This window comes from uncultured Stenotrophomonas sp. (assembly GCF_963519125.1).
In the GTDB taxonomy this organism is placed as follows: Bacteria; Pseudomonadota; Gammaproteobacteria; order Xanthomonadales; family Xanthomonadaceae; genus Stenotrophomonas.
In genome coordinates this window covers 141,688-164,347 of the sequence record NZ_CAUQLJ010000010.1, presented here as the reverse complement: position 1 = coordinate 164,347, position 22,660 = coordinate 141,688, and the positions used below count along the sequence as shown (strand labels likewise).

Here is a 22,660-nt window from a genome sequence, read left to right as displayed (position 1 = left end):
TATCAATTGTTTTCGAGGCCGGCGTCGGCCGCCTCGAAGATCTTCAGTCGGCCACGCAGGCGCAGCACGGCCTGGCCATGGATCTGGCAGACGCGCGATTCGCTGACTCCTAGCACCGCGCCGATCTCCTTGAGATTCAGCTCCTGCTCGTAGTAAAGCGACAGCACCAGCTGTTCGCGCTCCGGCAGCAGGCCGATCGCATTGCCCAGTTCGCGGCCGAATTCGCCGCGCTCCAGTACCTGCTGCGGGGTCGGGCCGCCTTGGGCGACGGTGTCGAGCTCGCCCTGGTCTTCGATGCGCGATTCCAGGCTCAGCACCTGGCCGCGCGCGGCGTCTTCCATCAGGCGCAGGTAATCCGGCAGCGGCATGTCCATCGCCGCGGCCACTTCGGTGGCGCTTGCGGCGCGGCCGGTGCTCTGCTCCAGGCGGCGGATGGTGGAGGCGGCATCGCGTGCACGACGGTGCACCGAGCGCGGTACCCAGTCGCCGCGGCGGATCTCGTCGATCATCGAACCGCGGATGCGGATCGAGGCGTAGGTTTCGAACGAGGCGCCCTGGTCGGCGTCGTAGCTGCGCGAGGCCTCGATCAGGCCCATCATGCCGGCCTGGATCAGGTCGTCCACTTCAACGCTGGCCGGCAGTCGCGCGGCCAGGTGGTGGGCAATGCGCCGGACCAGGTCCGAGTGCTGGGCAATGCACTCGTTGGCGGCGGCGCGTTGCACCTCCTTGTATTGTGCGGCGCCTTTCATGCGGCCACCCCGCGCTGCTTGAGGATGCGTTCCAGGAAGAACTCGACGCCGCCACGCGGCTCGGTCGGGGCCTGCCAGCGCGCGGTGCGGCGGGCGATCTCGGCGATCGCCTGCGCGGCCGGGCTGGACGGATAGGCCTTGACCACCGGCTGCTGGCGCTGCACCGACAGGCGCAGCCAGTCGTCCTGCGGCACGCAGCCCAGGTAGTTGAGCGAGACGTCGGCCAGGAACTTTTCGCAGACGCGGCTGAGCTTTTCGTACAGCACGCGGCCTTCATTGGGGTCGCGCACCATGTTGGCCACGACCTGGATGCGGTCCACGCCACGCTCGCGCGAGAGCACCTTGATCAGTGCGTAGGCGTCGGTGATCGAGGCCGGTTCGTCGCAGACCACCACCACGGTGTCCTGTGCGGCCTGGCAGAAGGTGAGCACGCCGTCGGTGATGCCGGCGGCGGTGTCCACCACCATGAAGTCCAGCTCGCGTTCCAGTTCGGAGAACACGTTGACCAGGCCCACGTGCTCGGCCGGCTGCAGTTCTGCCATGTGCCGGCGCCCGGACGCGGCCGGGACCACCAGCACGCCGTTGGGGCCTTCCAGGATCACTTCTTCCAGGGTGCAGCGCCCGGCGACCAGGTCGGCCAGGGTCAGCTTGGGCTGCAGGCCCAGGATCACGTCGATGTTGGCAAGACCCAGGTCGGCGTCCAGCAGCAGCGTGCGCTTGCCCATGCCGGCCAGCGACACGGCCAGGTTGGCCGAGACGTTGGTCTTGCCCACGCCGCCCTTGCCGCCGGTGACGGCGATGGTGCGCACCGGGCCCAGCGGCTGGGGCCGGGTGGCCGACAGCGGGAAGGTCCTGGTCAGGTTTTCGTACTCACGCGACGGCATGGTTCAACTCCGGGTTGCAGGGCATATCGGCCGCGCGGCGCAAATCTTCAAGGCGAAGTACAAGATTGGCCGCACTGGCCCGGTGCAGGTCTTCGGGAACGTCCTGGCCGTCGGTCACCCAGGTGATCGGCAGACGGTGGTCCACGGCCACGGACAGGGCGGTGCCGAAGCGGCCGGTCTCGTCCAGCTTGCTCAGCACCACGCCCTGCGGGTTGGCGGCGCTGAAGCGGCGGACCACTTCGTCCATGTCGCTGAAACTGGTGTTGGCCGGCAGCACCAGCAGGGTGCGGATCTGCTCGGAGGCCCGCAGCCACTGCAGCTGCGCGGCGAGGGCACGGTCGCGCGGGCCCAGCCCGGCGGTGTCGATCAGCACCAGCTTGTAGTCCTTCAGGCGCTCCAGCAGCTGGGCCAGGTCGCTGCCGCTGTTGGCTTCGTGCACCGCGATGCCGAGCTGGCGACCGAAGCCGTACAGCTGTTCGCGGGCACCGATGCGGGCGGTGTCGGTGGTGACCAGGGCCACGTCGCGGGCGGCATGCGCTTCGGCGAAGCGCGAGGCCAGCTTGGCAATCGTGGTGGTCTTGCCGGCACCGGTGGGGCCGACCAGGGCGATCACGCCACCCGCCTCGAGCGGATCAACCGGGGCGATCGGCAGCTTCTTCGACAGCAGGCCGAGCATCAGCCCGCGACCTCGGTGGGCTTCGGTGTCGAGCGGGATCTGCAGGGCCACGTCGCGGCAGATGCCGGCGTCGAAGCCGTATTCGTCCATCAGGTCCAGTGCGGCGGCACGCACCGGCGAGCCGCGCAGGCGTTCGTCGGTGAAGCGGTTCATTTCGCGCTCGATCACGTGCCGCATGCCGGCCACTTCATGGCGCAGCTGGCGCAGTTCCTCGTCGTCGCGGACCAAGGTGACCGGGGCGGGGGCAGGTGCGGCGACCGGGGCAGCGGCAACCGGTTCCGGGGCAGGAACTGCCACGACCTCAACGACCTCGGCCGGGGCCGTCGGTTCGTTGGCGGCCTGCATCGGCGGCAGTGCCGGCGGGGCAATCATCATCGCTGCCACCGGAGCAACCGGGGCAACCGGAGCAATCGGAGCAACCGGAGCGTAAGTTTCAATCATCGCCATCGGTGCCGGCGGCACGAACACGGCGGAGTCGTCGATGTCGAAGCGCTCGCTGAGCGGGGCCGGGACCACCGGCACGGTTTCCCACAGCGGGGCGATCGGCGCGTCGAACACGGCGCGCTGCATCTGCTGGGCGGGCATCTGCGGCAGCTGCGGCGGCAGGGTGCGGGCGGGCGGGGCGTGCATTTCGAACAGCGGGGCGTCGTCCTGCGGCGGGTCGATGATGAAGCGGGCACGGTTGGACGGGACCGGTGCGGCCGCGCGGACCGGAGACGGTGCGTCTTCGATCATGGGCCGGGCAGGGCCCGGCGCTACCGCGTGGGCGGCGGCCTGTTCGACATTGAAGGGGGCAAAGATCTGTTCCGGCAGCGCTTCCAGGCTACGGCTCGGCGCGACGGCAGCGCGGGCCAGGGTCGCGGCGAAACCGGGGCTGCCCGGCGGCGGCACGATTTCGTTGGCGGTGTCGAGGGTGCGACCGGTGGCGCCGACGGCGGCGCGGGCCAGCGCGGCGACTGCCGACGTGGTGGCGGCGACCGGTTCCGGCGCGGCGACCGGTGCCTTGCGGCGGGTGACCGCGGCAATCACCGCGTCAGCAGCGTTGCGCGGGCGCGGGGCCGGCGGCGGCGGGGCGACGTCCTTGCGGGCCGCTTCCAGTGCGCGCTGCACCGCGCCTTCGTCATAGTTCGCCGCGGCCACGATCTCCACGCCTTCCTCGATCCGGCGATTGGACAGGATCACCGCATCGGGACCATGTTCCTTGCGCACCAGGTTCATGGCCGAGCGCATATCGGGAGCGACGAAGCGTTTGATTTTCATGCTGTGGTACCGGGACGGGGTCTGGGGGGAAGAAGGGAGGCTCTGGTTGTCGGTGGTCTGCACGGTCCGGGGTTCCCTTCTTGTCCTGCTGCGGTGATGGCGAAATGGGTGTGTCTGTTTTCTGACGCGTTGCTGTCGGTGTTCCGGCTCAGCTGATCGTGCCGACCAGCTTCAAGCGCTTGTCTTCCGGCACCTCGCTGTAGGCCAGCACGGACAGCGACGGAACGCTGTGGCGTACCAGCCGTGCCAGCGCGGCACGTACCGGACCGGGCACCAACACCACCGCGGGCTCGTTCTTCGCTTCCTGCTTGCCGACACATTCGGCCAGGCTCTGGTGCAGTCGCTCGGCGAGTCCGGGTTCCAGCGCTGCGCCGTTGCCCTGAGTGGACTCCTGCAAGACACGTTCCAATTGCGGGTTGAGGGTGAACACCGGCAACTCCGCCGACATGCCGGCGATTTCCTGCACGATGAAACGGCCCAGCGCGTTGCGCACGGCGGCGGTGAGCACGCCCGGGTCCTGGCTGAGCGGCGCGTTCTCGACCAGCGACTCGGCGATCTTGCGCAGCTGGCGTACCGGGATGCGCTCGATCAGCAGGTTCTGCAGCACCCGCACCACCACCGACAGCGGCAGCGCCTTGGGGGTGAGGTCTTCAACCAGCTTGGGCGCGCTCTTGGCCAGGTTGGCCAGCAGCTGCTGCACTTCTTCGTGACCGAGCAGTTCCGGCGCATGCTCGCGGATCAGGTGGGACAGGTGGGTGGCGACCACGGTGGCAGGATCGACCACGGTGTAGCCCATCGATTCGGCGTGGGCGCGCTGGTGCGGCTGGATCCACGTGGCGTCCAGGCCGAACGCGGGGTCCTTGCCGGCAATGCCTTCCAGCGCGCCGAGCGCGCTGCCCGGGTCCAGCGCCAGTTCGCGGTCGGGGTGGATCTCGGCAGTCGCCACCGGCACGCCGTGGATCAGCAGGCGGTAGGCGGTGGCGCCCAGTTCCAGGTTGTCGCGGATGTGCACCGAGGGAATCAGGAAGCCGATGTCATGGGTGAGCTTGCGGCGCACGCCCTTGATCCGCGCCATAAGTTCGCCGCCCTGGTTCTTGTCCACCAGCGGAATCAGGCGGTACCCCACTTCCAGGCCCAGCGGGTCGACCGGACGCAGTTCGTCCCAGGTCAGTTCGGCGGTGGGCGAGGGCGTACCGGCCGGCAGGCCGAGTGCGGTGGTTGGGCCGGCGGCTGGGGTGGCGGCGGCCTGCTCGGCGGCCTGGCTCTTCTTCCAGAGTTTCCAGGCGATGAAGCCGAGGATGGCGGCCAGCGTCAAGAAGGCGACGTTGGGCATGCCCGGGACCAGGCCGACCAGGCCCAGGATCGCCGCGGCAATCGTCAGCGCACGGTGCTGGCCGAATACCTGGCCCATCATGGCCTGGGCCATGTCCTGCGAACGCGACGCGCGGGTGACCAGCATCGCCACGGCCGAGGACACCAGCAGGGCCGGCAGCTGCGCCACCAGGCCGTCACCGATCGACAGCAGGGTATAGGTGGCCGCGGCTTCGCCAAACGGCATGCCGTGCTGGAGTACGCCCACGGCCAGTCCGCCGAGCATGTTGATGAACAGGATCAGGATGCCGGCGATGGCGTCGCCGCGGATGAACTTGCTGGCGCCGTCCATGGCGCCGTAGAAGTCGGCTTCCTCGCGGACTTCTTCACGGCGCAGTTTGGCTTCTTCACGCGTCAGCAAACCGGCGTTGAGGTCGGCGTCGATCGCCATCTGCTTGCCCGGCATGGCGTCCAGGATGAAGCGCGCGGTCACTTCCGAGACGCGGCCGGCGCCCTTGGTGATGACCACGAAATTGATGATGGTCAGGATCGCGAACACCACGATGCCGACCGCGTAGTTGCCACCGATCACGAATTCACCGAACGCGGCGATCACCTTGCCGGCCGCGTCGTGGCCGTTCTGGCCGTTGAGCAGGATCACGCGGGTGGACGCCACGTTCAGCGCCAGCCGCAGCATGGTGGTGATCAGCAGCACGATCGGGAAGATGGTGAAGTCCAGCGGGCGCTTCACGTAGACCACCGCCAGCAGCACCATCAGCGAGATGGCGATGTTGAAGGTGAACAACGCGTCGAGCACGGGGGCGGCCAGCGGCACCACGACCATGGCCAGCAGGGCCAGCACGATCAGCGGTGCGCCAAGGCCCTGGCGGATCATTTCCAGAGCGCGGCGGGTGTTGAAGCCGGCGGAGGGATGGGCGCTCACGGGCGGCCTCCCTTGCCGAATTCATCCACCTGGATGTGCGGGGCGTCCGGCATCGGGCCAGTGCGCCAGGCGCGCAGCTGGTAGACGTAGGACAGGACCTGGGCGACGGCCGAATACAGTCTCACGGGGATTTCCTTTCCGAGTTGGCCTTCCCGATACAAGGCGCGTGCCAAAGGCGGGGCAGAGACGATCGCCACCTTGTTGCCGTCGGCCACTTCACGGATGCGCAGGGCGGTCTCGTCCACGCCCAGGGCGACCACGGTGGGGGCGTTCATGGCACCACCTTCGTACTTCAGGGCCACCGCGTAGTGGGTGGGGTTGACCACCACCACGTCGGCGGTGGGCACCGCCTCCATCATCCGGCGGTTGGCCATCTGCTGCTGCAGCTGGCGGATGCGGCCTTTCACCTCGGGGCTGCCCTCGCTTTCCTTCATTTCCCGGCGCAGCTCTTCACGGGTCATCTTCAGCTTGCGCATCCAGTTCCAGCGCTGGTACGGGGCGTCGATGGCGGCCAGCAGCATCATCGCGCCGCCGGTAGCGAGCATCAGTTTCAGGGTGAAGCCCAGGCCGTTGACGATGGCCGCTTCAAGCGGCTGGTGGACCAGGTCGCGCAGCGGGCGGATGCCGTGCCAGACCACCAGCCCGGCGGCGGCGCCGACGAACAGGATGCGCAGCAGCGACTTGATGAACTCGGCGATGGCTTCGGCCCCGTACAGGCGCTTCATGCCGGCCATCGGGCTGAGCCGGTTGAACTGGGGCATCAGCGATTTGTTGGACCAGCGCAGCCCGCCCATTGCCACCGGCGCCAGGAAACTGGCCAGCAGGCAGATCAGCAGCAGCGGCCACATCGCCAGCATCAGCTGCAGGAACAGGTGGCCGAAGTGGCTGAACAGGCCATTGGGTTCGAAGCGCAGGCCGGGTTCGGGGCTCAGCGCGGACTTCATCCAGGCCTTGCCGCCGGCCGCCATGCTCCCGGAAAACGCCATCAGCGCCAGCACCGAGGCACCGAACACGGCGGCCGTCGCCAGCTCACGCGAGCGGGGGATGTTGCCCTCTTCACGGGCATCGCGCAGGCGTTTTTCGGTAGGTTGTTCGGTCTTTTCGCCGGCTGATTCGTTTTCGGACATCGGGAGGGGGTACCGGAAGGGTCACCCGGGGTGGTGCAAGAACTGTTCCGTTCTGGATCGCGTGGCCCTCGAACGGCGACGGCCTTCTCCGTTCAGGGTCATGCCTCACAGAACGTGGGCAATCCACGTGCGGTCGATTGGGATGCGACCCTACCCATGCCGGTCCGCGCGATGTTTGTGTCCGTGCGCGGCGTGGATCCGGTGGTGTCGGCGCTGCGCGAGACGTCGATCGTGTTCGCGGTGATCATTTCCGCAGTGGTGCTGCGCGAGCGGGTGCGGCGGCAAAGGTGGCTGGCGGCCGGGCTGATCGTGGTAGGAGTGGGGGGGGCGGTTAGCAGGGTGATTCCGGGGTCGGTTACCTGCGGTAGGGTCGGTCCCCAGACGACCGCACGGAACGGTTCCACGTTCTGTAACGCATGACCATCGAACGGCAAGAGCCGTTTCCGTCAATGTTCATGCCCAAACCGGTCGCGGCACCGTTCCGTGCAGTCGATTGGGATGCGACCCTACCAAAACGGGTTCCACGCAGCCGGCTGTTGCGCGTCCGGGTAGAGCCGCGCCCTGCGTGGCTGCGCCCTCAATCCAGGAAATGCCCGCCCTGGCTGGCCTGCAGTTCCGGCGCGACCACCATGCGCGGGCGGGGCAGGTCGTGCAGCTGCATGAAGCGTTCGGGGTCGACCGGGCGGCCGAGCAGGTAGCCCTGCAGGAAATCGCAGCCCAGCCGCTCCAGATAGGCGCGTTGGCCGGCGGTTTCCACGCCTTCGGCGACGATGTCCATGTCCAGCGCGTGGCCGAGCGCGACGATCGCCGAGACGATCACCACGTCTTCGGAACTGCTTTCCAAATCGCGCACGAAGGCGTGGTCGATCTTGATCTCCGTAGCCGGCAGGCGCTTGAGGTAGAGCAGGCTGGAGTAGCCGGTCCCGAAATCGTCGATGGAAATGCCCACGCCCAATCGCGCCAGCGACTGCAGCAGGCGAAGGCTGGTGTCGGTGTCGCGCATCACCGCGCTTTCGGTGATCTCCAGTACCAGCCGACGCGGTTCGACCCGGTGGGTTTCCAGTGCAGCGCTTACTTCCTGCAGCAGGTGCGGCGAGCTGAACTGGATCGGTGACAGGTTCACCGACACCGACCAGGTGTCGTGGCCGGCGTCGTGCCAGCGCCGCAGCTGGCGGCAGGCTTCGTTCAATGCCCAGCGGCCGATATCGTTGATCACGCCGCTGCGCTCGGCGAGGCGGATGAAGCGATCGGGTGGAATCAGCCCCTGGTCGGGGTGCTGCCAGCGGATCAGCGCCTCGGCACCGCTGACCTGGTGGGTGCTGACCCGCACCTTGGGCTGGTACTGCAGGAACAGCTGGTTCAGCTCGATGGCGCGGCGCAGGTCGGCCAGCAGCCGGAACTGCTGTTCGGCGCTGTCGCTCATCCATTCGGCAAACACCACATACGCGTTGCGCCCGGCCTCCTTGGCCTGGTACATCGCCGCGTCGGCGTAGCCCATGAGCTGGCGTTCGGTCGCGGCGTGGTCGGGGCAGATCGCGATACCGATGCTGGCGGTGACCTGGAGTTCGTGACCGGGCACCAGGTTGCCCTGGGCGATGGACTGGATGATGCGGCTGGCGACGGTGACCACGTCTTCGTCGTCTTCGATGCCGACCACAAGCACGAACTCGTCGCCGCCCAGGCGTGCCAGCACATCGGTCGGGCGCAGCAGCTGGCGGGTGCGCGCGGCGACCGCGACCAGCAGCGAATCGCCGGTCTGGTGGCCGTACGCATCGTTGACCTGCTTGAAGCCGTCCAGGTCCATGAACATCACCGCGAAGCGGCCGCCACGCAGCTCGGCGTCGATAAGCGCCTGGTCGATGTGCTGCTGCAGCAGCAGGCGGTTGGGCAGGTGGGTGAGCGGGTCGTGCAGTGCGGCCTGGCTGAGTTCGGCTTCTGCGTCGTCCAGCGAGCTGCGCAGGCGCTGGTTGCGCAGGCGCAGCAGTTGGGCCTGCTGGCGCTGGTCCAGCCAGGACACCAGCAGTACCACCGCCAGGATAGCGATGGTCAGCACCATCACCAGTGCACCCAGCCACTGGGTCTGCAGGCCGTCGCCAGCAGCGGCGCCGCACACGCTGTTGGCCGGGAACTGTGCGGCGGCCATGCCGGTGTAGTGCATGCCGACGATGGCCACACCCAGCAGCACCGCCGGTACGATCCGGTGGTGCAGACGGGTGTCGTTGTGACGCAGCCGGAAGGCCACGAACAGCGCGACCCAGGACGCGGCCACCGCGACGATCACCGACAGGATGAACCAGCCGCTGTGATATTCGATACCCGGCCGCATCAACATCGCCGACATGCCGATGTAATGCATGCTGGCAATGCCGCACCCCATCAGCAGCCCGCCCAGCGCGAGGCGCGAATGCGGCAGGGTGGGACGTGAGACCAGCCACAGGGCAAAGATGGACGAGGCCACCGCCGCCAGCAGTGACGCGCCGGTCAGGCCAAGGTCGTATCCGAGGGGAATCGGCAGGCGGAACGCCAGCATGCCGATGAAATGCATGGACCAGATGCCCAGGCCCATGGCGCAGCCGCCACCGACCAGCCACAGCACGCTGATGCGCGAGGAGGGCGCTGTAGTGACCCGGTTGGCCATGTCCAGCGCGGTGAATGACGCGAGGATGGCGACCAGCAGCGAGACCACGACCAACCATGGGGTGTAACTGCCGATGAGCATGCTGACTCTCCCTGGCGTACGCAGCAGATTGCACTGACCAGCACGCGCGTATGGCGATGCCGGCTGCTCCGGCACGTTTCCCCCTGCCGTAGGCGCATGAGACGACAGGCGTGGGGCGAAGGCAAGCGCAAAATCCGCCAAAATTTTCATCCGCCGATCACGCAGCCATCACTTCATGTGCGTACGAGGCAGTATGGCTAGGGTGCAGCGTGCGGTTGGGTCACGCTGTCGGCGGCCTGGAACGCGGCGTCGAACAGCCGCTGCACGGGGGGGGCCATTTCACCGGCGAGCACCGTGAGCAGGAAAAGTCCCAGCAGCAGTGCGACCGGCAGGCCAAGCTGGATCGGATTGAGGGCCGGCGCGGCCTTGGAGAGCACACCGAAGGCGAGGTTGATCGCGAGCATGGCCACGGTGAGCGGCAGGGCCAGGGTCAGCGCCCCGCGCAGCACCTGCAGCAGGAACATCGGCGCGACGTTGAGGAAGGCGTCGATATCGGGCAACGACGTGCCGATAGGGACTGCCTTGTAGCTGTCCATCAGCAATGAGATCAGTGCAAGGTGGCCATTGGCGGTGAAGAACAACAGGCCGAACAGCAGGTAGAACCACTGCCCGATCACGCCGGAGGTGCCGCCGCGCATCGGGTCGCTCATCTGCGCGAACGCCAGGCCGGTGCCCTGCGAGACCAGTTCGCCGGCCATGGCGCCGGCTTCGAATACCAGCCGCAGCAGGAAGCCGATGGAGACGCCGATCGCCAGTTCGCGGGCGATGCTGAGCACGGTGGCGGCGTCGAACCCGGTCCAGGCCGGCACCGGCGGCAGCATCGGCGAAAGCGCGATGGCGAGTGCGCCGGACAGCATCACACGCACGCGTGCGGGCACCGCGCGGCTGCCGACCAGCGGCATGGCCATGATCATCGCGCCGATGCGCAGCATGGTCCACAGCACGGTGCCGATCATGCCGAAGGCATTGAGCCCGTCGGCGGCCATCTGGGTTGCCGAATCCATCGCGGTGCTATCCGATCAGGTGCGGTATGCGCTGGAACAGCAGGGTGGTGTATTCGACCAGGTGGCCGATCAGCAGGCTGCCGAGTGCGAACAGGACGGCGGTGAGCGCGGCAGCCTTGGCGACGAAGGCGATGGTGGGTTCGTTGAGCTGGGTCGCGGCCTGCACCACGCCGACCACGACGCCGACGATGAGGACGGTGAGCAGCAGCGGGCCGGCCACCCAGAGCACGGTGATCAGGCCACCGCGCAGTTCGGTCAGGGCAAGTTCGGGGGTCATGGCGGCCTCAGACGGCGTTGAAGCTGGCGGCCAGGGTACCGACCACGAGGACCCAGCCGTCGACGAGGACGAACAGCAGGATCTTGAAGGGGGCGGAGACCAGCATCGGCGAGAGCATCATCATGCCCATCGACATCAGCACGCTCGCTACGACCAGGTCGATGATCACGAACGGGATGAAGATCAGGAAGCCGATTTCGAAGGCGGTCTTCAGTTCGCTGGTGACGAACGAGGCGACCAGCACCGGGAACGGGATGGCGTCGGGGCTGGCGTAGGTGCCGTGCCCGGCCATGCCGGCGAAGGTCATCAGGTCGGTCTCGCGGATCTGGGCGAGCATGAAGGCGCGCAGCGGCTGGGTGGTGAGCGTCCAGGCGGTCTGGAAGTCGATCTCGCCGTTGAGATAGGGCGCCATGCCGCTGCCCCAGGCTTTCTGCCACACCGGCAGCATGACCATGGCGGTGAGGAACAGGGCAAGGCCGAGCAGGACCTGGTTGGAGGGGGTCTGGCCGGTACCCAGTGCCTGGCGCAGCAGGCCGAGCACGATGATGATGCGGGTGAAGGCGGTGAGCACCAGCAGCATCGACGGGATCAGGGTGATCGCGGTCATCAGCAGCAGGGTCTGCAGCGGCAGGCTCACCGGGGCACCGCCAATCTTGCCGACGTTCACGTCGGGCAGGTTGGGCATGGCGGGTGCGGCAGGTGCGGCCATGGCCAGCGCGGGCAGGGCGCACAGCAGCAGGGCGAACAGCAGCGGCAGGTATCGGGTCCAGGAAGCTCGGGGGCCACGCATGATCATTTGTCCTTGCGCAGCCGCTGTTGCAGGAGCTGGGCGAAATTGGGCAGGTTCTTGAAATCCGGCAGGCGCGCCGGTTCCGGGGTGGGCAGGGGTTCGGGCAGGCGGTGCAGGGTGTTGATGCCGCCGGCGGTGACGCCGAGCAGCAGCTGTTCGCCGTTGACGTCGACGACGACGACACGTTCCTTGGCACCCACGTTGAGGCTGGCGACCACGCGCAGGCCTTCGGCGGGTTTGAAGCCGCTGCCGGGCATGCGCTTGAGCAGCCAGCCGAGGCCGACGATCAGGGCGAGGACGGCCAGCAGGGCCAGCACGGCGCCGAACATGCTCGGTGCGGCGGCTGCGTGCTGGCCGACCTTGGTCGCGGGCGCGCCGGTGGCGATGAGTGCCAGGGCGATCAACGCAGTCTCCGGATCCGTTCGCTGGGGCTGACGACGTCGGTGAGGCGGACGCCGAAGCGGTCGTTGATGACGACGACTTCGCCGTGGGCGATCAACGTGCCGTTGACGAAGACGTCGAGCGATTCGCCGGCGCCGCGTTCGAGTTCGACCACCGAGCCCTGGTTGAGCTGGAGCAGGTTGCGGATGGGCAGGCGGGCGCGGCCGACTTCGAGCGACAGGGTGACCGGGACGTCGAGGATGACGTCGAGGTTCAGGTCGGGACCGCCGTCGGCGTCGTCGGAGTGCAGGGTGGTGAACTGCGCCGGTGCCGGTTCGTTGGAGTCGATGTCGTTCATTGCGGGTCTTCCTGGATGACGGGTACGCGCGGGCGGGTGCCGGGCGGATGGGTAGCGGTGATCTTTACGGCGTTCATGCCGTTGGCGACGCCGAACTGGCCGGTGAAGACGGGGATGTTCTCGACGCAGACGGGAACCTGGTTGGGCAGGTCGATGGGCAGGATGTCGCCGATCTTCAGGGTGGTCAGGTCGCGCAGGCTCATGCGCTTGGTGGCGAGGACGCTGGAGAGGGTGACTTCGGCGACGTTGAGCTGTTCGCGCAGCATGGTGCCCCAGCTTTCGTCACGATCGTTGCGGTCGCTCTGGATGCCGGCATCGAGCAGTTCGCGGATCGGTTCGAGCATGGAATACGGGAGGGTGACGTGGATGTCGCCGCCACCGCCGTCGAGTTCGACATGCAGGCGGCAGACCACGACGTATTCGCGGGGGGTGACGATATTGGCGAAGTGGGGGTTGATCTCGGAGTTGATGTATTCGAAGTCGACATCCATCACGGGTGCCCAGGCTTCGCGCAGGTCGGCGAAGGTCTGCTTGAGCAGGAGGTGGATGACGCGCATTTCGGTGGCGGTGAATTCGCGGCCTTCGATGCGGGTGGGGTAGCGGCCGTCGCCACCGAAGAAGTTGTCGACGATGGCGAAGACGAGGGTGGGCTCGAAGACGATCAGGCCGGTACCGCGCAGGGGCTTGAAGCGAATGAGGTTGAGGTTGGTGGGGACGTACAGGGAGTGCATGTAGTCGTTGAACTTGATCAGTTCAATGCCACGCACGGAGAGTTCGGCGGAACGACGGATGAGGTTGAACAGGCCGATGCGCCAGAGACGGGCAAAGCGCTCGTTGACCATTTCCAGGGTCGGCATGCGGCCGCGGATGATGCGGTCCTGGCTGGCGAAGTCGTAGTTGCGGGCTTCGCCGGGGGCGATGGCATCCACTTCGGTTTCGACGGCACCGGAGTCGACGCCGTGCAGCAGGGCGTCGATTTCATCCTGGGAGAGCAGGTCGTTCATGGGCGGCCTTTACTGGGTGACGAAGCTGGTGAACAGCAGTTCGTCGACGCCCTTCTTGCCGGTTTCGGCCTTGAGGAGCTTCTGGACTTCGGCGAGGGAGTCGGCCTGGAGCTTTTCCTTGCCGGCCCGGTCCGCGATCTGCGCCGGTTCGACCTGGGAGAAGAGCATGAGCAGCTTGGCGCGGATGGCCGGGGCGTGAAGCTTGATGGCTTCAAGGGCGGCGGGGTCGCGGGTCATGAGCTGGACTTCGACCTGGAGGTAGCGGGGGCCGTCGAAGCTGCTGCTGAGGTTGACGACGAACGGGGGTTCGAGGCCGAAGTACTGGGCGGGCGCGGGCACGGCGGACTTGGCCTTCTCGGCGGTGGCCGGGGCCTTTTCGTCATGGGACTGGGTGAAGTACCAGACGCCACCACCGGCGGCGGCAGCGGCAACCACGGCAATGAGGGCCGTGATCAGGAGCGGGCTGCGCGGCTTGGCGGCCTTGTCCTTGTCGGCGGATTTCTTGGTTTTGTCGGCGGCTGCGGCCACTGGGAAGCTCCATTGGATTGCTTCCTGGCTACATGCAATTGGCGTGCCGAACGGTGGCTTGCTGTCGTTGTCGGGTTTTTGACGTGAAGGTCAACGTCAACGTCAACGTCGACGTCAAAGGCGTCGGCTCTGCGCTGCCGCCTGGCTGGGCGGGTCGGTATGGGTTTGTGGGGGACGCCGTAAATCCATCCATGGAGGCTAAGTCGCGGCATCCATGCCGCTCATTCCCCCACAAACCCATACCGACCCACCCCTGAGACCGTATGGGTGACGGATGGGAACGCGGGGGTTGGCCGCTCGGACAATGACATTCTGGGGAACGGTAGGGTCGGTTCCCAAACGACCGCCGATAACCGTGATCGGCCCTTTAACGCATGGACCTCTAACGAAACCTTGCCTCCGCGCTCGCGCTGGTTACGCGTACGCGTCAACCAACCCACGCTGACGCATCAACTGGGCTGGCGACACGATGGTTTCCGTGATCGCCATCTCGCCGTCGCTGCCGCCTTGTCCATTCTGTCCACCACCCGCCTTTCCATCCTGCGCGGTGTGCTGCTGGCCCACGTCCGCATTGCCCAACTGGAACCCCTGCTCATTCAACATTTCACGCAAACGCGGAATGCTGGATTCGAGGGCGTGGCGGACGTCGGCGTGTGCACTGCTGAAGGTGGCGTGCACCTTGTCGCCGTCCATCTGCAGGCGGACTTCGATCAGGCCAAGGTCGTGCGGGGTCACTTTGATGGTGGCGTGGCCGATCTTCTGGTCGGCCAGCCAGCCGATGCGGGCGCTCATGGCGTCGTCGAAGTCGTCGCCCCCGACGTGCGGGGTGGCGGTGGGCTCGCCGGCGAACGGGGCGTTGGTGGCGTTGGCCTTGAGTTCGGCGGCGGCGTGCAGGGCGTGGAGTAGTGGCGTGGTGGGCGCGTCTGCACCGGTGTCGCTGCTGGCGTTGGCGATGGCGTCGGCGAATGCCTCCGGCAGCGGGGCGTCTTCGGTGGCGCTGGCGTCGAGCGGCAGGGCTATCGGGCCAGGGGCAGTGTCCGCGTTGGCGATGGCTGCTGCGGGAAGGGCGGGCGCGCCGGGAACGGGCGCTGCGCCGGGCAGGGCGCCGGGCAGGGGATCGGCCTTGGCAGCGGTGGCGCTTTCGGCGTTGGCGGCCGGGGCGGCGAGGACGGTGACGGCTTCGGGGCCGGCCAGGGCGAGACCGGCCAGGCCCAGCGGGGGCCAGGGGGCGGTGTCGGCGTCGTCGGTGGGTTCGGGGGTGGCGGGCTTGTCGCTGGCTGCCGAACCGGTGGCCGTGGCGGCGGTGGTGCTGTCGCCGGACGGGGTGCTGCCGGGACCACGCGCGGTGTCGTCGGTGGCGTTGCTGGCGGTGTCCGCGCCGGACTGCCTGGCGTTGCCGTCGGGCTTGGCCGGCGTCCTGTCGGCTTTGCTGGACGTCTGTTTGCGGGCGGGCTCGGCGTTGAGCAGGGCGTCAAAGTCCCGACGGTCGCTGCCGCTCGTGCTGTTGCGCGCGCTGGTGCCGGTGGCGGACGTGCTGCTGCCGGTCGCGCTGGCGCTGCTGCCAAGGAAGGTCGGGGTCATCGCTGGGTCTCCCCGCTGTCGGTGTCTTCGGCGCGGGCGGCGCGGCTGCGGCGGGCGCCGATGTCGTCCATCTCGCGCTGGTCGCGGCGGTCGACCAGGACTTTTTCCTGGGCGCGGTAGCTGGCGGCGAGCTGCTCGAGCACGGCCTTGTCGCGGCTGGCCAGGATCAGGCGGGCGCGTTCGGCTTCGACCTTCTCGCGGTTGGTATCCACGGTCTGGCGCTGCTGGGCGACGGCGGTGTCGAGGCGGTCGAGGAAGGCGCGGCGGTTGAGCAGCTGGGCCGGGCTGGTGGCGGCCATCTGGGCGTTGGCGTACTCCTCGGCGTAGCGGCGGAGTTCGTCCAGGCGCGAGAGGTGGGTATCGAGCAGGCGCTGGCGTTCGGCGAGGTCGCGGGCGACTTCGTCTTCATGGTCCTGGGCCCGCTTGAGCAGGGGATCGATGCGCTTGGATTGCATGGCTTAGCCCTCAGGTTCCACCAGGCGCTTGAGCGCGGCCTGGCTGTGCGGCAGGTCGGCGGCTTTGCCGACGTCCTGGCCGAGGAAATCGACGATGTCCGACCAGCGTTCCAGTGCTTCGTCGGTGGCTGGATCGTTGCCGCGCTGGTAAGCGCCGATGGCGATCAGGTCGCGGTTGCTGGAGTAGGCCGAGACCAGGCGCTTGAGCTTGCGGATGCGCAGGCGCCAGGGTTCGTCGGCGATTTCGGTGACCACGCGGCTGACCGAGGATTCGACGTCGATGGCGGGATACAGGCCACTGTCGGCAACCCGGCGCGAGAGCAGGATGTGGCCATCGAGGATGGCGCGCGCGGCGTCGGCAATGGGGTCCTGCGGGTCGTCGCCTTCGGTCAGCACGGTGTAGAAGGCGGTGATCGAGCCGCGCCCCTTGGCGCCGTTGCCGGCACGTTCCACCAGCGCCGGCAGCTTGGCGAACACCGACGGCGGGTAGCCGCGGGTGGTGGGCGGTTCGCCGACCGAGAGGCCGATTTCGCGCTGGGCCTGGGCGAAGCGGGTCAGCGAGTCCATCAGCAGCAGGACGTTCAGGCCCTGGTCGCGGAACCATTCGGCAATGGCGGTGGCGCGGTAGGCGCCGTGCAGGCGGGCCAGTGGCGGGCGGTCGGCCGGGCTGGCCACGACCACGGCGCGGCGCAGGCCTTCTTCGCCCAGGGTGCTTTCGACGAAGTCGCGCACTTCGCGGCCACGTTCGCCGATCAGGCCGACCACGATGACGTCGGCAGCGGTGTAGCGGGTCATCATGCCGAGCAGGGTCGACTTGCCGACGCCGGAGCCCGCGAACAGGCCCACGCGCTGGCCGCGGCCGATCGGCAGCAGGGCGTTGATGGCGCGTACGCCGACGTCGAGCGGCTGGGTGATCGGTTCGCGGGCAAGCGGGTTGATCGCAACGCCTGCCATGCCGACCGTGCCTTCGGCGCGGATCGGGCCCTTGCCGTCGAGCGGCACGCCGTCGCTGTCGATCACGCGGCCGAGCAGGCCTTCGCCCACTTCCACGCCGCCGCGGCCCAGCGAAGGCACCACGCGGGCGTTGGGCAGCAGGCCGTGCAGTTCGGCGCTGGGCATGAGGTAGGTGCGTTCACCGGCGAAGCCGACCACTTCGGCGTCGACCCAGCCGCCGTCGGCGACTTCGACCTTGCAGCTGGCCCCCATCGGCGATTCGCAGCCGACCGCTTCCAGGGTCAGGCCGACCGCGCGGCGCAGCACGCCTTCACGGATCAGGCCGCGGCCATGCGCGCCGTCGGGCTTGATCGTGTCCAGGCGCGCGGCAAGGCGCAGGTTGCGCGCGGCCGCCCAGTCGGCGGCGGGCGGGGGCAGCGGTTCGGTGTTCATGCGCTGGCTCCGGACTTGCGAAGGACCGCGTCCAGCGCGCCACGCAGGCGCGCCTCCAGCGTGCCGTCGATGCGTACCGCTTCGGCGTGCACGCGCAGGTCGCCGCGGCTCAGGCTCAGGTCCGGGCTCAGGCGCTGGGTGGGCGACAGCTGCAGCAGCGGGGCCAGTGCGGCGATGTCGTCCGGGTGCAGGCGGACTTCCACTTCGCGGTTGGCGCCGCCCACGGCGTCGACTGCTTCACCGACCAGCTGCGCGAGCAGGGACGGGTCGGCCTCATAGGCGCGGCCGACCAGGGTGCCGGCGATGCGCACGGCCAGTTCACCGAGTGCGGCTACCACCTCGTTCTCCAGCCGCACCAGCGGCCGGCTGAAATTGTCCAGGATGCCTTCGATCTGCGCGACCAGGCGGCGGACTTCGGCCTGTCCCTGGGCGTGGCCGTCGGCATGGCCCTGCTCGAAGCCGTCTTTCTGCGCGGCGTCCTGGATCCCCTGGATTTCTTCCAGGGTAGGGAGCTGCAGCAGCGGTTCGGGGTCGTGTTCAAGTTCGATGGCCTGGTCGTCGAAGTGCTCTTCCTGCACGGCGGACGGGTCGGCCAGCAGGTCGGGCGCAAGCCAGCGCACGGCGTTGTTCACAGCATGGCCTCCGCGTTGCCGCCCAGGGTGACGGTGCCTTCATCGGCCATGCGCTTGACGATGGCGAGGATCTCGCGCTGCGCCGCTTCCACGTCGGAGAGGCGGACCGGACCGCGCGCTTCCATGTCTTCGAGCAGGATTTCGGCCGCGCGCTGGGACATGTTGCGGGTGATCTTGTCGCGCACCTTGATGTCGGCGCCGCGCAGGGCCAGGCCCAGGCGTTCGCCGCTGACTTCGCGCAGCACCAGCTGCAGCTCGCGATCTTCCAGGTCGATCAGGTCGTCGAACACGAACATCTTTTCCTGGATGCGCGCGCTGAGCGGGGCGTCAATGCGCGAGATCTCGCCCAGGATCGCCTGGTCCTGGCCGCTGTCCATGAAGTTCAGGATGTTGGCCGCGCACTGCACGCCGCCGATGTTGGACGACTTCAGGTTCTGGTTGCCGGCGAACTGGCGCTCCATGATTTCGTTCAGTTCGTTCAGCGCGTTCGGCGGAATGCCGTCCAGGGTGGCGATGCGCAGCAGCACGTCGACCCGGGTGCGTTCGGGCAGCAGCTTGAGCGCGTCGGCGGCCTGGTCGGTTTCCAGGTGGGCCATGACGATGGCGATGATCTGCGGGTGTTCGTTGCGGACCAGGTCGGCCACCGCACGCGGGTCCATCCACTTCAGCGCGTCCAGGCCGGTGGTGTTGCGGCCGAGCAGGATGCGGTCGATCAGGTTGCCGGCTTTTTCACTGCCCAGCGCCTGCACCAGCATGTTGCGGATGTAGTCGTCCGAGCCAACGCCCAGCGAGGTCTTGGAGCCCAGCTCGGTGTTGAACTGGTCCATCACCCGCTCGACCTGCTCGCGGGTGATGTCGCTCATGGTCGCCATGGCGATGCCGATCTTCTGGACTTCCTTCGGCTCCATGTGGCGCAGCACGTCGGCCGCTTCCACTTCACCGAGCGAGAGCAGCAGCACGGCGGCGCGCTGTACGCCGCTGAGCGGGGGAATCGCGGTGGGATCAATCATTGGCCACCCACCCCTTCACCACCTGGGCCACGCGCTTGGAATCGGTCTTTACAGCTTCACGCGCCATGCGCAGTCGTTCCTCGTAGGAGTCCACCGGCAGGGCCAGCGGCTCCTGTCCGGAAAGATGTACCCGGTCGGCACCCAGTGCCGGCAGGCCCTCGCCGTCGTCCACCAGCTGCACGTCGGCGCTGTGCGGTTCCAGGCTGCCCTCGTGGGCCAGCTTCTTCGGCGTGCCGGTGATCGAGCGCAGCGCCGGGCGCAGCACGCCGAACACCAGCGCCAACACCACGATGGCGCCGAGCAGCAGGCGCAAGCCGTCCTGCACGTATGGCAGCTCCCACCAGTTCGGTGCCTCGACCGGCGTGGTTTCGCGCACGAACGGGGCGTTCATCACCGACACGGTGTCGCCACGTTCGGCGTTGAAGCCCACCGCCTGCTTGACCAGCGCTTCCACGCGGGTCAGCTCTGCGGCAGAGAGTGGCTGTTCGGTGGTCTTGCCGTTGGCGCCCGGGCGCGGCACGTTGTCCAGCAGCACGGCGACGGAGACGCGTTTGATGCGACCGGCCGGCTGACGGGTGTGCTGCAGGGTGCGGTCCAGTTCGTAGTTGCGGGTAGCGTTGCGCGCGGTTTCGGTCGGCGTTGCGGCGGTGGCCGGCGCGGCGGCCGGGCCGGGCGGGGTGTTGCTGGCCGCACCCGGCACGCCCTGCGGGCCCGGGGTGCTGGTGCTGTTTTCGCTGGTCTGCTCGCTGCGCAGCTTCTGCGGCTCGCCGTTGTACAGCTCACGGGCTTCTTCGGTGACCGAGAAGTCCATGTCCACGCTGACTTCCGGGTTGACCCGGCCCGGGCCGGTCATCGGCTCGAGCAGTTCGCGGATGCGCTGGTTGAACGAGGTTTCCTGGCGGCGCACCTGGTCGAACTGGGCGGCGTTGACGGCCGCCTCGCTGTTCGGATCGGACACGCTGAGCATGCGCCCGCTCTGGTCGACCACGGTCACGCGTTCGGCGGTGAGGTCGGGAATGCTGGCCGCGACCATGTGCACGATGGCGTCGATCTGGCCGCGCTCAAGCTGCTGGCCGCCGCGCAGTTCCAGCACCACCGAGGCGCTGGCCACGTCGCGCTGGCGGGTGAAGGCGCTGGGCTTGGGAATGGCCAGGTGCACGCGCGAATCGCGCACCGGGCGCAGCGTGTTGATGGTGCGCGACAGCTCGGTTTCCAGCGCATGCTGGTAGCGCGCGCTTTCGACGAACTGGCTGACGCCGAAGCCGGGGTCGCGCTCCATCAGCTCGAAGCCGAGCTTGCCGCTGTCGGTCAGGCCGGAGCCGGCCAGCTTCAGGCGCGCGTCGTGCAGGTTCTTTTCCGGCACGGTGATGCCACCGGTGGCCGGGTCGAGCGCGAACGGAATCTGCGCGGCGCGCAGCAGGTCGGTCGCTTCAGCGGTCGCCTTCTGGTCCAGGCCGGTGTACAGCGGGACCATGCCCGGCTTCTGCGACCAGAAGAACACGGACAGGCCTGCCGCCACCGCCACCGCGATCATCGCCATCAGGCCCAGCCGACGGGTGATCTGCAGACTCTGCAGGCGGTCGAACCATTGCCCGGCCTTTTCGGCGTTCAGGCTGTCCTTGGAGAGCGTCAGTGCCATGCGTCTCTATTCCTTACAGCGGCATGTTCATCACGTCCTGGTAAGCCTGGACGAGACGGTTGCGGACTTCCACGGTGGCGCGGAAGGCGATCTGGGACTGCTGGGAGGCGACCATCACCTTTGCCAGGTCGGCGCCCGGTTCGCCCAGTTCGAAGGCGCGGGCGAGGGCGCCGGACTTCTGCTGGGCCTCGTTGACGCCGGCGATGGCGCCGCGCAGGGTGTCGGTGAAGCTGGCGCCCTGGATGTCCTGCGGCGCGGCCAGACCCTGCAGCGCATTGGTCTGCGGGGTTTCCAGCGGACTGACCGGCTGGGTGGCCTGGGTCTGGTAGCTGCGGATCTGGGAGAGAATCGAGGTGACGGAGTGTGACATCTGGAACGTTCCGGCTGATTTGGGGGATCTCGGGTGATGACGTTGCAAGCCCCGTGCCGAAACGGCTGAGCGGTTCAGTGTTGTGGTGATGACGGTCTGTGAAGGCCTGTTGGGTGGTGAGGCGCTGGCCCGCTGTGACGGATTACCGCTGCGGCATGCCGCCGCAGGGCAGGCGCCGGAAGCCCGGCGTCGGGAAACTGGCGCGCCGCCGGAGCGCGGATGTGAAAACGCCCGGAGGGCCCGGGCGTCGTTGCAGAACGGCAGTGGGCGAGGGCGTTACCAGGTGACGCCCATGCCGACCGCAACCGCGCTTTCATCGCCGCTGCGGGAGGCGCCGACCGAGCCGGTGAAATGCTCGGTGAAGCGGCGACGGAAACTGGCGGCGAGCGCCTTCTCGCCTTCAGACCAGCCCACGCCTGCGCCGAGGTAGTTCTCGCCCACGTCGGGCATGCCGGAGCTCTGCACCAGGGCCGCCGACATCGCACCCTGGCGGCTGATCCGCCGGTCCATGACCCGCAGGGCGTCGTCCATGCCGTTGAGGCGCTCATCGATGCCGGCGAAGCGGTCGTTGGCTTCGGCCTTGAACTGCGCCAGCGCGTCGTTGGCGCCGGCGGCCAGGCTGCTCAGCTGGTTGACCTGCTGGTCGGTGTACTGGTTGGCCGCGACCAACGTGTCACCTGCCACCGTGTCGGTGTAGGTGTTGGCTTCGCCCAGCGTGGCGTCGGCCTGTTCGTCCGTGTACTGATTGGCCGCGGTCAGGGTGTCTGCCGCCGATTGCTTGAGCTGGCTCACGTTGACCCCGTCGGTGTCGGCAGTACCAGCGGCCATGTTGACCACGCGCCGTTCCGAGCCGGCCACGCCGAGCGAGACGGTGTTGGCTTCGGTGGCCACTGCGCCTGCGCCGAGGGCGATGGAGCTTACGCCGGAAGCATTGGCGCCCTGGCCGATGGCGATCGCGTTTTGTGCGGTAGCGTTGGTCCCCACGCCAAACACCATGGCACCTTCCTGGGTGGCGGTGCTGTTGACGCCAATCGCGACCGTGTCGCGGCCGGACGCGGTGTTGTTGTAGCCCAACGACGTCGAAGCGAACCCGGTCGCTTTCGCGTCGCGACCGACCGCCGTGCCGAACTGTGCGCCGCCATTGGCGTCGGTACCTACGGCGGTCGAGTGCGCGCCATTGGCGACGGCGCCGTCGCCGCAGGCGAACGCACCGTCGCCAGCAGCAGTCTGAGCAGCACCGGATTGCGTACAGGTGGCCTGCGCCAGGACGGGCGAATTCATGGACAGGAACACGCCCAGCGCAGCACTGGCGAGGAGGAGGGAACGGGCGAAGGAGGCGCGCGAAACACCACGCAATGCATTGCGATACCAGGAACGATCCATGGCAGGAATCCTCGGGTGGCAGCGCACCTGGCCGGTTAAGTTCCGGTTTGGCGTTCTGCGTGAATCCCCCGATTCCCCGTAGCCGGAGCGTGTTTTTGAAGCCCCAGCACACGGCTGTGGGCGACGCTATTCCCGGGGCCGTCACGGCGAGGTGAAGGGCAGCGCGATGTGGCCGAAGCCCGCGCCGCCGTAT

The 22,660-nt window shown here is 67.9% G+C and carries 21 protein-coding genes; all 21 read right to left on the bottom strand.

Translation table 11 applies throughout. The annotated features are described in order from the left end of the window. Window positions 1-2: 2 nt before the first annotated feature. The 21 genes from RYM47_RS10935 to RYM47_RS10835 all read right to left on the bottom strand — a co-directional run bounded on the left by RYM47_RS10935 (window position 3) and on the right by RYM47_RS10835 (window position 22,467). Window positions 3-749 carry an RNA polymerase sigma factor FliA gene (locus tag RYM47_RS10935; RefSeq protein WP_311184469.1) on the bottom strand — a complete coding sequence of 249 codons (747 nt, stop codon included), beginning with the start codon at window positions 747-749 and terminating at the stop codon, window positions 3-5. Continuing rightward, window positions 746-1,633 (bottom strand): MinD/ParA family protein, encoded by an 888-nt coding sequence (locus tag RYM47_RS10930; protein WP_315387852.1) that lies wholly within the window; start codon window positions 1,631-1,633, stop codon window positions 746-748. Before RYM47_RS10930 ends, RYM47_RS10935 begins: the two co-directional genes overlap by 4 nt. Further along, the gene (locus RYM47_RS10925; RefSeq protein ID WP_315387851.1) at window positions 1,620-3,569 is read right to left on the bottom strand and encodes an AAA family ATPase; all 1,950 of its coding nucleotides are present in this window, start codon (window positions 3,567-3,569) and stop codon (window positions 1,620-1,622) included. The genes RYM47_RS10930 and RYM47_RS10925 overlap by 14 nt, the downstream gene beginning before the upstream one ends. 148 nt (window positions 3,570-3,717) lie before the next feature. Continuing rightward, the gene (gene flhA / locus RYM47_RS10920; protein WP_315387867.1) at window positions 3,718-5,775 is read right to left on the bottom strand and encodes a flagellar biosynthesis protein FlhA; all 2,058 of its coding nucleotides are present in this window, start codon (window positions 5,773-5,775) and stop codon (window positions 3,718-3,720) included. A gap of 44 nt (window positions 5,776-5,819) precedes the next feature. Beyond that, window positions 5,820-6,950 (bottom strand): flagellar biosynthesis protein FlhB, encoded by a 1,131-nt coding sequence (flhB, locus tag RYM47_RS10915; RefSeq protein WP_315387850.1) that lies wholly within the window; start codon window positions 6,948-6,950, stop codon window positions 5,820-5,822. 577 nt (window positions 6,951-7,527) lie between these two features. After that, window positions 7,528-9,669 carry an EAL domain-containing protein gene (locus RYM47_RS10910; protein WP_315387849.1) on the bottom strand — a complete coding sequence of 714 codons (2,142 nt, stop codon included), beginning with the start codon at window positions 9,667-9,669 and terminating at the stop codon, window positions 7,528-7,530. Between the two features lie 197 nt (window positions 9,670-9,866). Next, complete coding sequence (gene fliR, locus RYM47_RS10905) at window positions 9,867-10,673, bottom strand: flagellar biosynthetic protein FliR (RefSeq protein WP_315387848.1); 807 nt, start codon at window positions 10,671-10,673, stop codon at window positions 9,867-9,869. 7 nt (window positions 10,674-10,680) lie between these two features. Next, window positions 10,681-10,950: a flagellar biosynthetic protein FliQ gene (locus RYM47_RS10900; RefSeq protein ID WP_017356083.1), complete on the bottom strand. Its 270-nt coding sequence runs from the start codon at window positions 10,948-10,950 to the stop codon at window positions 10,681-10,683. A 7-nt stretch (window positions 10,951-10,957) separates the two neighbouring features. Continuing rightward, window positions 10,958-11,740, bottom strand: a complete 783-nt coding sequence (gene fliP / locus RYM47_RS10895) for a flagellar type III secretion system pore protein FliP (RefSeq protein WP_315387845.1) — start codon at window positions 11,738-11,740, stop codon at window positions 10,958-10,960. Between the two features lie 2 nt (window positions 11,741-11,742). Next, window positions 11,743-12,069: a flagellar biosynthetic protein FliO gene (fliO, locus tag RYM47_RS10890; protein WP_315387866.1), complete on the bottom strand. Its 327-nt coding sequence runs from the start codon at window positions 12,067-12,069 to the stop codon at window positions 11,743-11,745. Between the two features lie 71 nt (window positions 12,070-12,140). Next, complete coding sequence (gene fliN, locus RYM47_RS10885; RefSeq protein ID WP_315387844.1) at window positions 12,141-12,479, bottom strand: flagellar motor switch protein FliN; 339 nt, start codon at window positions 12,477-12,479, stop codon at window positions 12,141-12,143. Beyond that, window positions 12,476-13,483, bottom strand: a complete 1,008-nt coding sequence (gene fliM / locus RYM47_RS10880; RefSeq protein ID WP_315387843.1) for a flagellar motor switch protein FliM — start codon at window positions 13,481-13,483, stop codon at window positions 12,476-12,478. The genes fliN and fliM overlap by 4 nt, the downstream gene beginning before the upstream one ends. Before the next feature lie 9 nt (window positions 13,484-13,492). After that, window positions 13,493-14,011 carry a flagellar basal body-associated FliL family protein gene (locus RYM47_RS10875; RefSeq protein ID WP_315387842.1) on the bottom strand — a complete coding sequence of 173 codons (519 nt, stop codon included), beginning with the start codon at window positions 14,009-14,011 and terminating at the stop codon, window positions 13,493-13,495. Window positions 14,012-14,425: 414 nt separating this feature from the next. Then, the gene (locus RYM47_RS10870) at window positions 14,426-15,592 is read right to left on the bottom strand and encodes a flagellar hook-length control protein FliK (RefSeq protein ID WP_315387841.1); all 1,167 of its coding nucleotides are present in this window, start codon (window positions 15,590-15,592) and stop codon (window positions 14,426-14,428) included. Continuing rightward, window positions 15,589-16,047, bottom strand: a complete 459-nt coding sequence (fliJ, locus tag RYM47_RS10865; protein WP_315387840.1) for a flagellar export protein FliJ — start codon at window positions 16,045-16,047, stop codon at window positions 15,589-15,591. The genes RYM47_RS10870 and fliJ overlap by 4 nt, the downstream gene beginning before the upstream one ends. A 3-nt stretch (window positions 16,048-16,050) precedes the next feature. Further along, a complete protein-coding gene (locus RYM47_RS10860) occupies window positions 16,051-17,433 on the bottom strand; it encodes a FliI/YscN family ATPase (RefSeq protein ID WP_315387838.1) in 1,383 nt (460 codons plus the stop codon). Continuing rightward, window positions 17,430-18,065, bottom strand: a complete 636-nt coding sequence (locus RYM47_RS10855; protein ID WP_315387836.1) for a FliH/SctL family protein — start codon at window positions 18,063-18,065, stop codon at window positions 17,430-17,432. The genes RYM47_RS10860 and RYM47_RS10855 overlap by 4 nt, the downstream gene beginning before the upstream one ends. Continuing rightward, complete coding sequence (gene fliG / locus RYM47_RS10850) at window positions 18,062-19,075, bottom strand: flagellar motor switch protein FliG (protein ID WP_171966696.1); 1,014 nt, start codon at window positions 19,073-19,075, stop codon at window positions 18,062-18,064. The genes RYM47_RS10855 and fliG overlap by 4 nt, the downstream gene beginning before the upstream one ends. Then, window positions 19,068-20,714 carry a flagellar basal-body MS-ring/collar protein FliF gene (gene fliF / locus RYM47_RS10845; protein ID WP_315387833.1) on the bottom strand — a complete coding sequence of 549 codons (1,647 nt, stop codon included), beginning with the start codon at window positions 20,712-20,714 and terminating at the stop codon, window positions 19,068-19,070. Before fliF ends, fliG begins: the two co-directional genes overlap by 8 nt. Before the next feature lie 13 nt (window positions 20,715-20,727). Then, entirely contained in the window at window positions 20,728-21,084 is a 357-nt protein-coding gene (fliE, locus tag RYM47_RS10840) for a flagellar hook-basal body complex protein FliE (RefSeq protein WP_315387831.1), read from the bottom strand. 276 nt (window positions 21,085-21,360) lie between these two features. Continuing rightward, on the bottom strand, window positions 21,361-22,467 hold the full coding sequence (locus tag RYM47_RS10835; protein WP_315387830.1) for a YadA-like family protein: 1,107 nt from the start codon (window positions 22,465-22,467) through the stop codon (window positions 21,361-21,363). Window positions 22,468-22,660: the final 193 nt, after the last annotated feature.

Coding starts and splice junctions, on each gene's coding strand:
- RYM47_RS10935 (WP_311184469.1), bottom strand. CDS start 749: ATGAAAGGCGCCGCACAATACAAGGAGGTGCAACGCGCCGCCGCCAAC.
- RYM47_RS10930 (WP_315387852.1), bottom strand. CDS start 1,633: ATGCCGTCGCGTGAGTACGAAAACCTGACCAGGACCTTCCCGCTGTCG.
- RYM47_RS10925 (WP_315387851.1), bottom strand. CDS start 3,569: ATGAAAATCAAACGCTTCGTCGCTCCCGATATGCGCTCGGCCATGAAC.
- flhA (WP_315387867.1), bottom strand. CDS start 5,775: ATGATCCGCCAGGGCCTTGGCGCACCGCTGATCGTGCTGGCCCTGCTG.
- flhB (WP_315387850.1), bottom strand. CDS start 6,950: ATGTCCGAAAACGAATCAGCCGGCGAAAAGACCGAACAACCTACCGAA.
- RYM47_RS10910 (WP_315387849.1), bottom strand. CDS start 9,669: ATGCTCATCGGCAGTTACACCCCATGGTTGGTCGTGGTCTCGCTGCTG.
- fliR (WP_315387848.1), bottom strand. CDS start 10,673: ATGGATTCGGCAACCCAGATGGCCGCCGACGGGCTCAATGCCTTCGGC.
- RYM47_RS10900 (WP_017356083.1), bottom strand. CDS start 10,950: ATGACCCCCGAACTTGCCCTGACCGAACTGCGCGGTGGCCTGATCACC.
- fliP (WP_315387845.1), bottom strand. CDS start 11,740: ATGCGTGGCCCCCGAGCTTCCTGGACCCGATACCTGCCGCTGCTGTTC.
- fliO (WP_315387866.1), bottom strand. CDS start 12,069: ATGTTCGGCGCCGTGCTGGCCCTGCTGGCCGTCCTCGCCCTGATCGTC.
- fliN (WP_315387844.1), bottom strand. CDS start 12,479: ATGAACGACATCGACTCCAACGAACCGGCACCGGCGCAGTTCACCACC.
- fliM (WP_315387843.1), bottom strand. CDS start 13,483: ATGAACGACCTGCTCTCCCAGGATGAAATCGACGCCCTGCTGCACGGC.
- RYM47_RS10870 (WP_315387841.1), bottom strand. CDS start 15,592: ATGACCCCGACCTTCCTTGGCAGCAGCGCCAGCGCGACCGGCAGCAGC.
- fliJ (WP_315387840.1), bottom strand. CDS start 16,047: ATGCAATCCAAGCGCATCGATCCCCTGCTCAAGCGGGCCCAGGACCAT.
- RYM47_RS10860 (WP_315387838.1), bottom strand. CDS start 17,433: ATGAACACCGAACCGCTGCCCCCGCCCGCCGCCGACTGGGCGGCCGCG.
- fliG (WP_171966696.1), bottom strand. CDS start 19,075: ATGATTGATCCCACCGCGATTCCCCCGCTCAGCGGCGTACAGCGCGCC.
- fliF (WP_315387833.1), bottom strand. CDS start 20,714: ATGGCACTGACGCTCTCCAAGGACAGCCTGAACGCCGAAAAGGCCGGG.
- fliE (WP_315387831.1), bottom strand. CDS start 21,084: ATGTCACACTCCGTCACCTCGATTCTCTCCCAGATCCGCAGCTACCAG.
- RYM47_RS10835 (WP_315387830.1), bottom strand. CDS start 22,467: ATGGATCGTTCCTGGTATCGCAATGCATTGCGTGGTGTTTCGCGCGCC.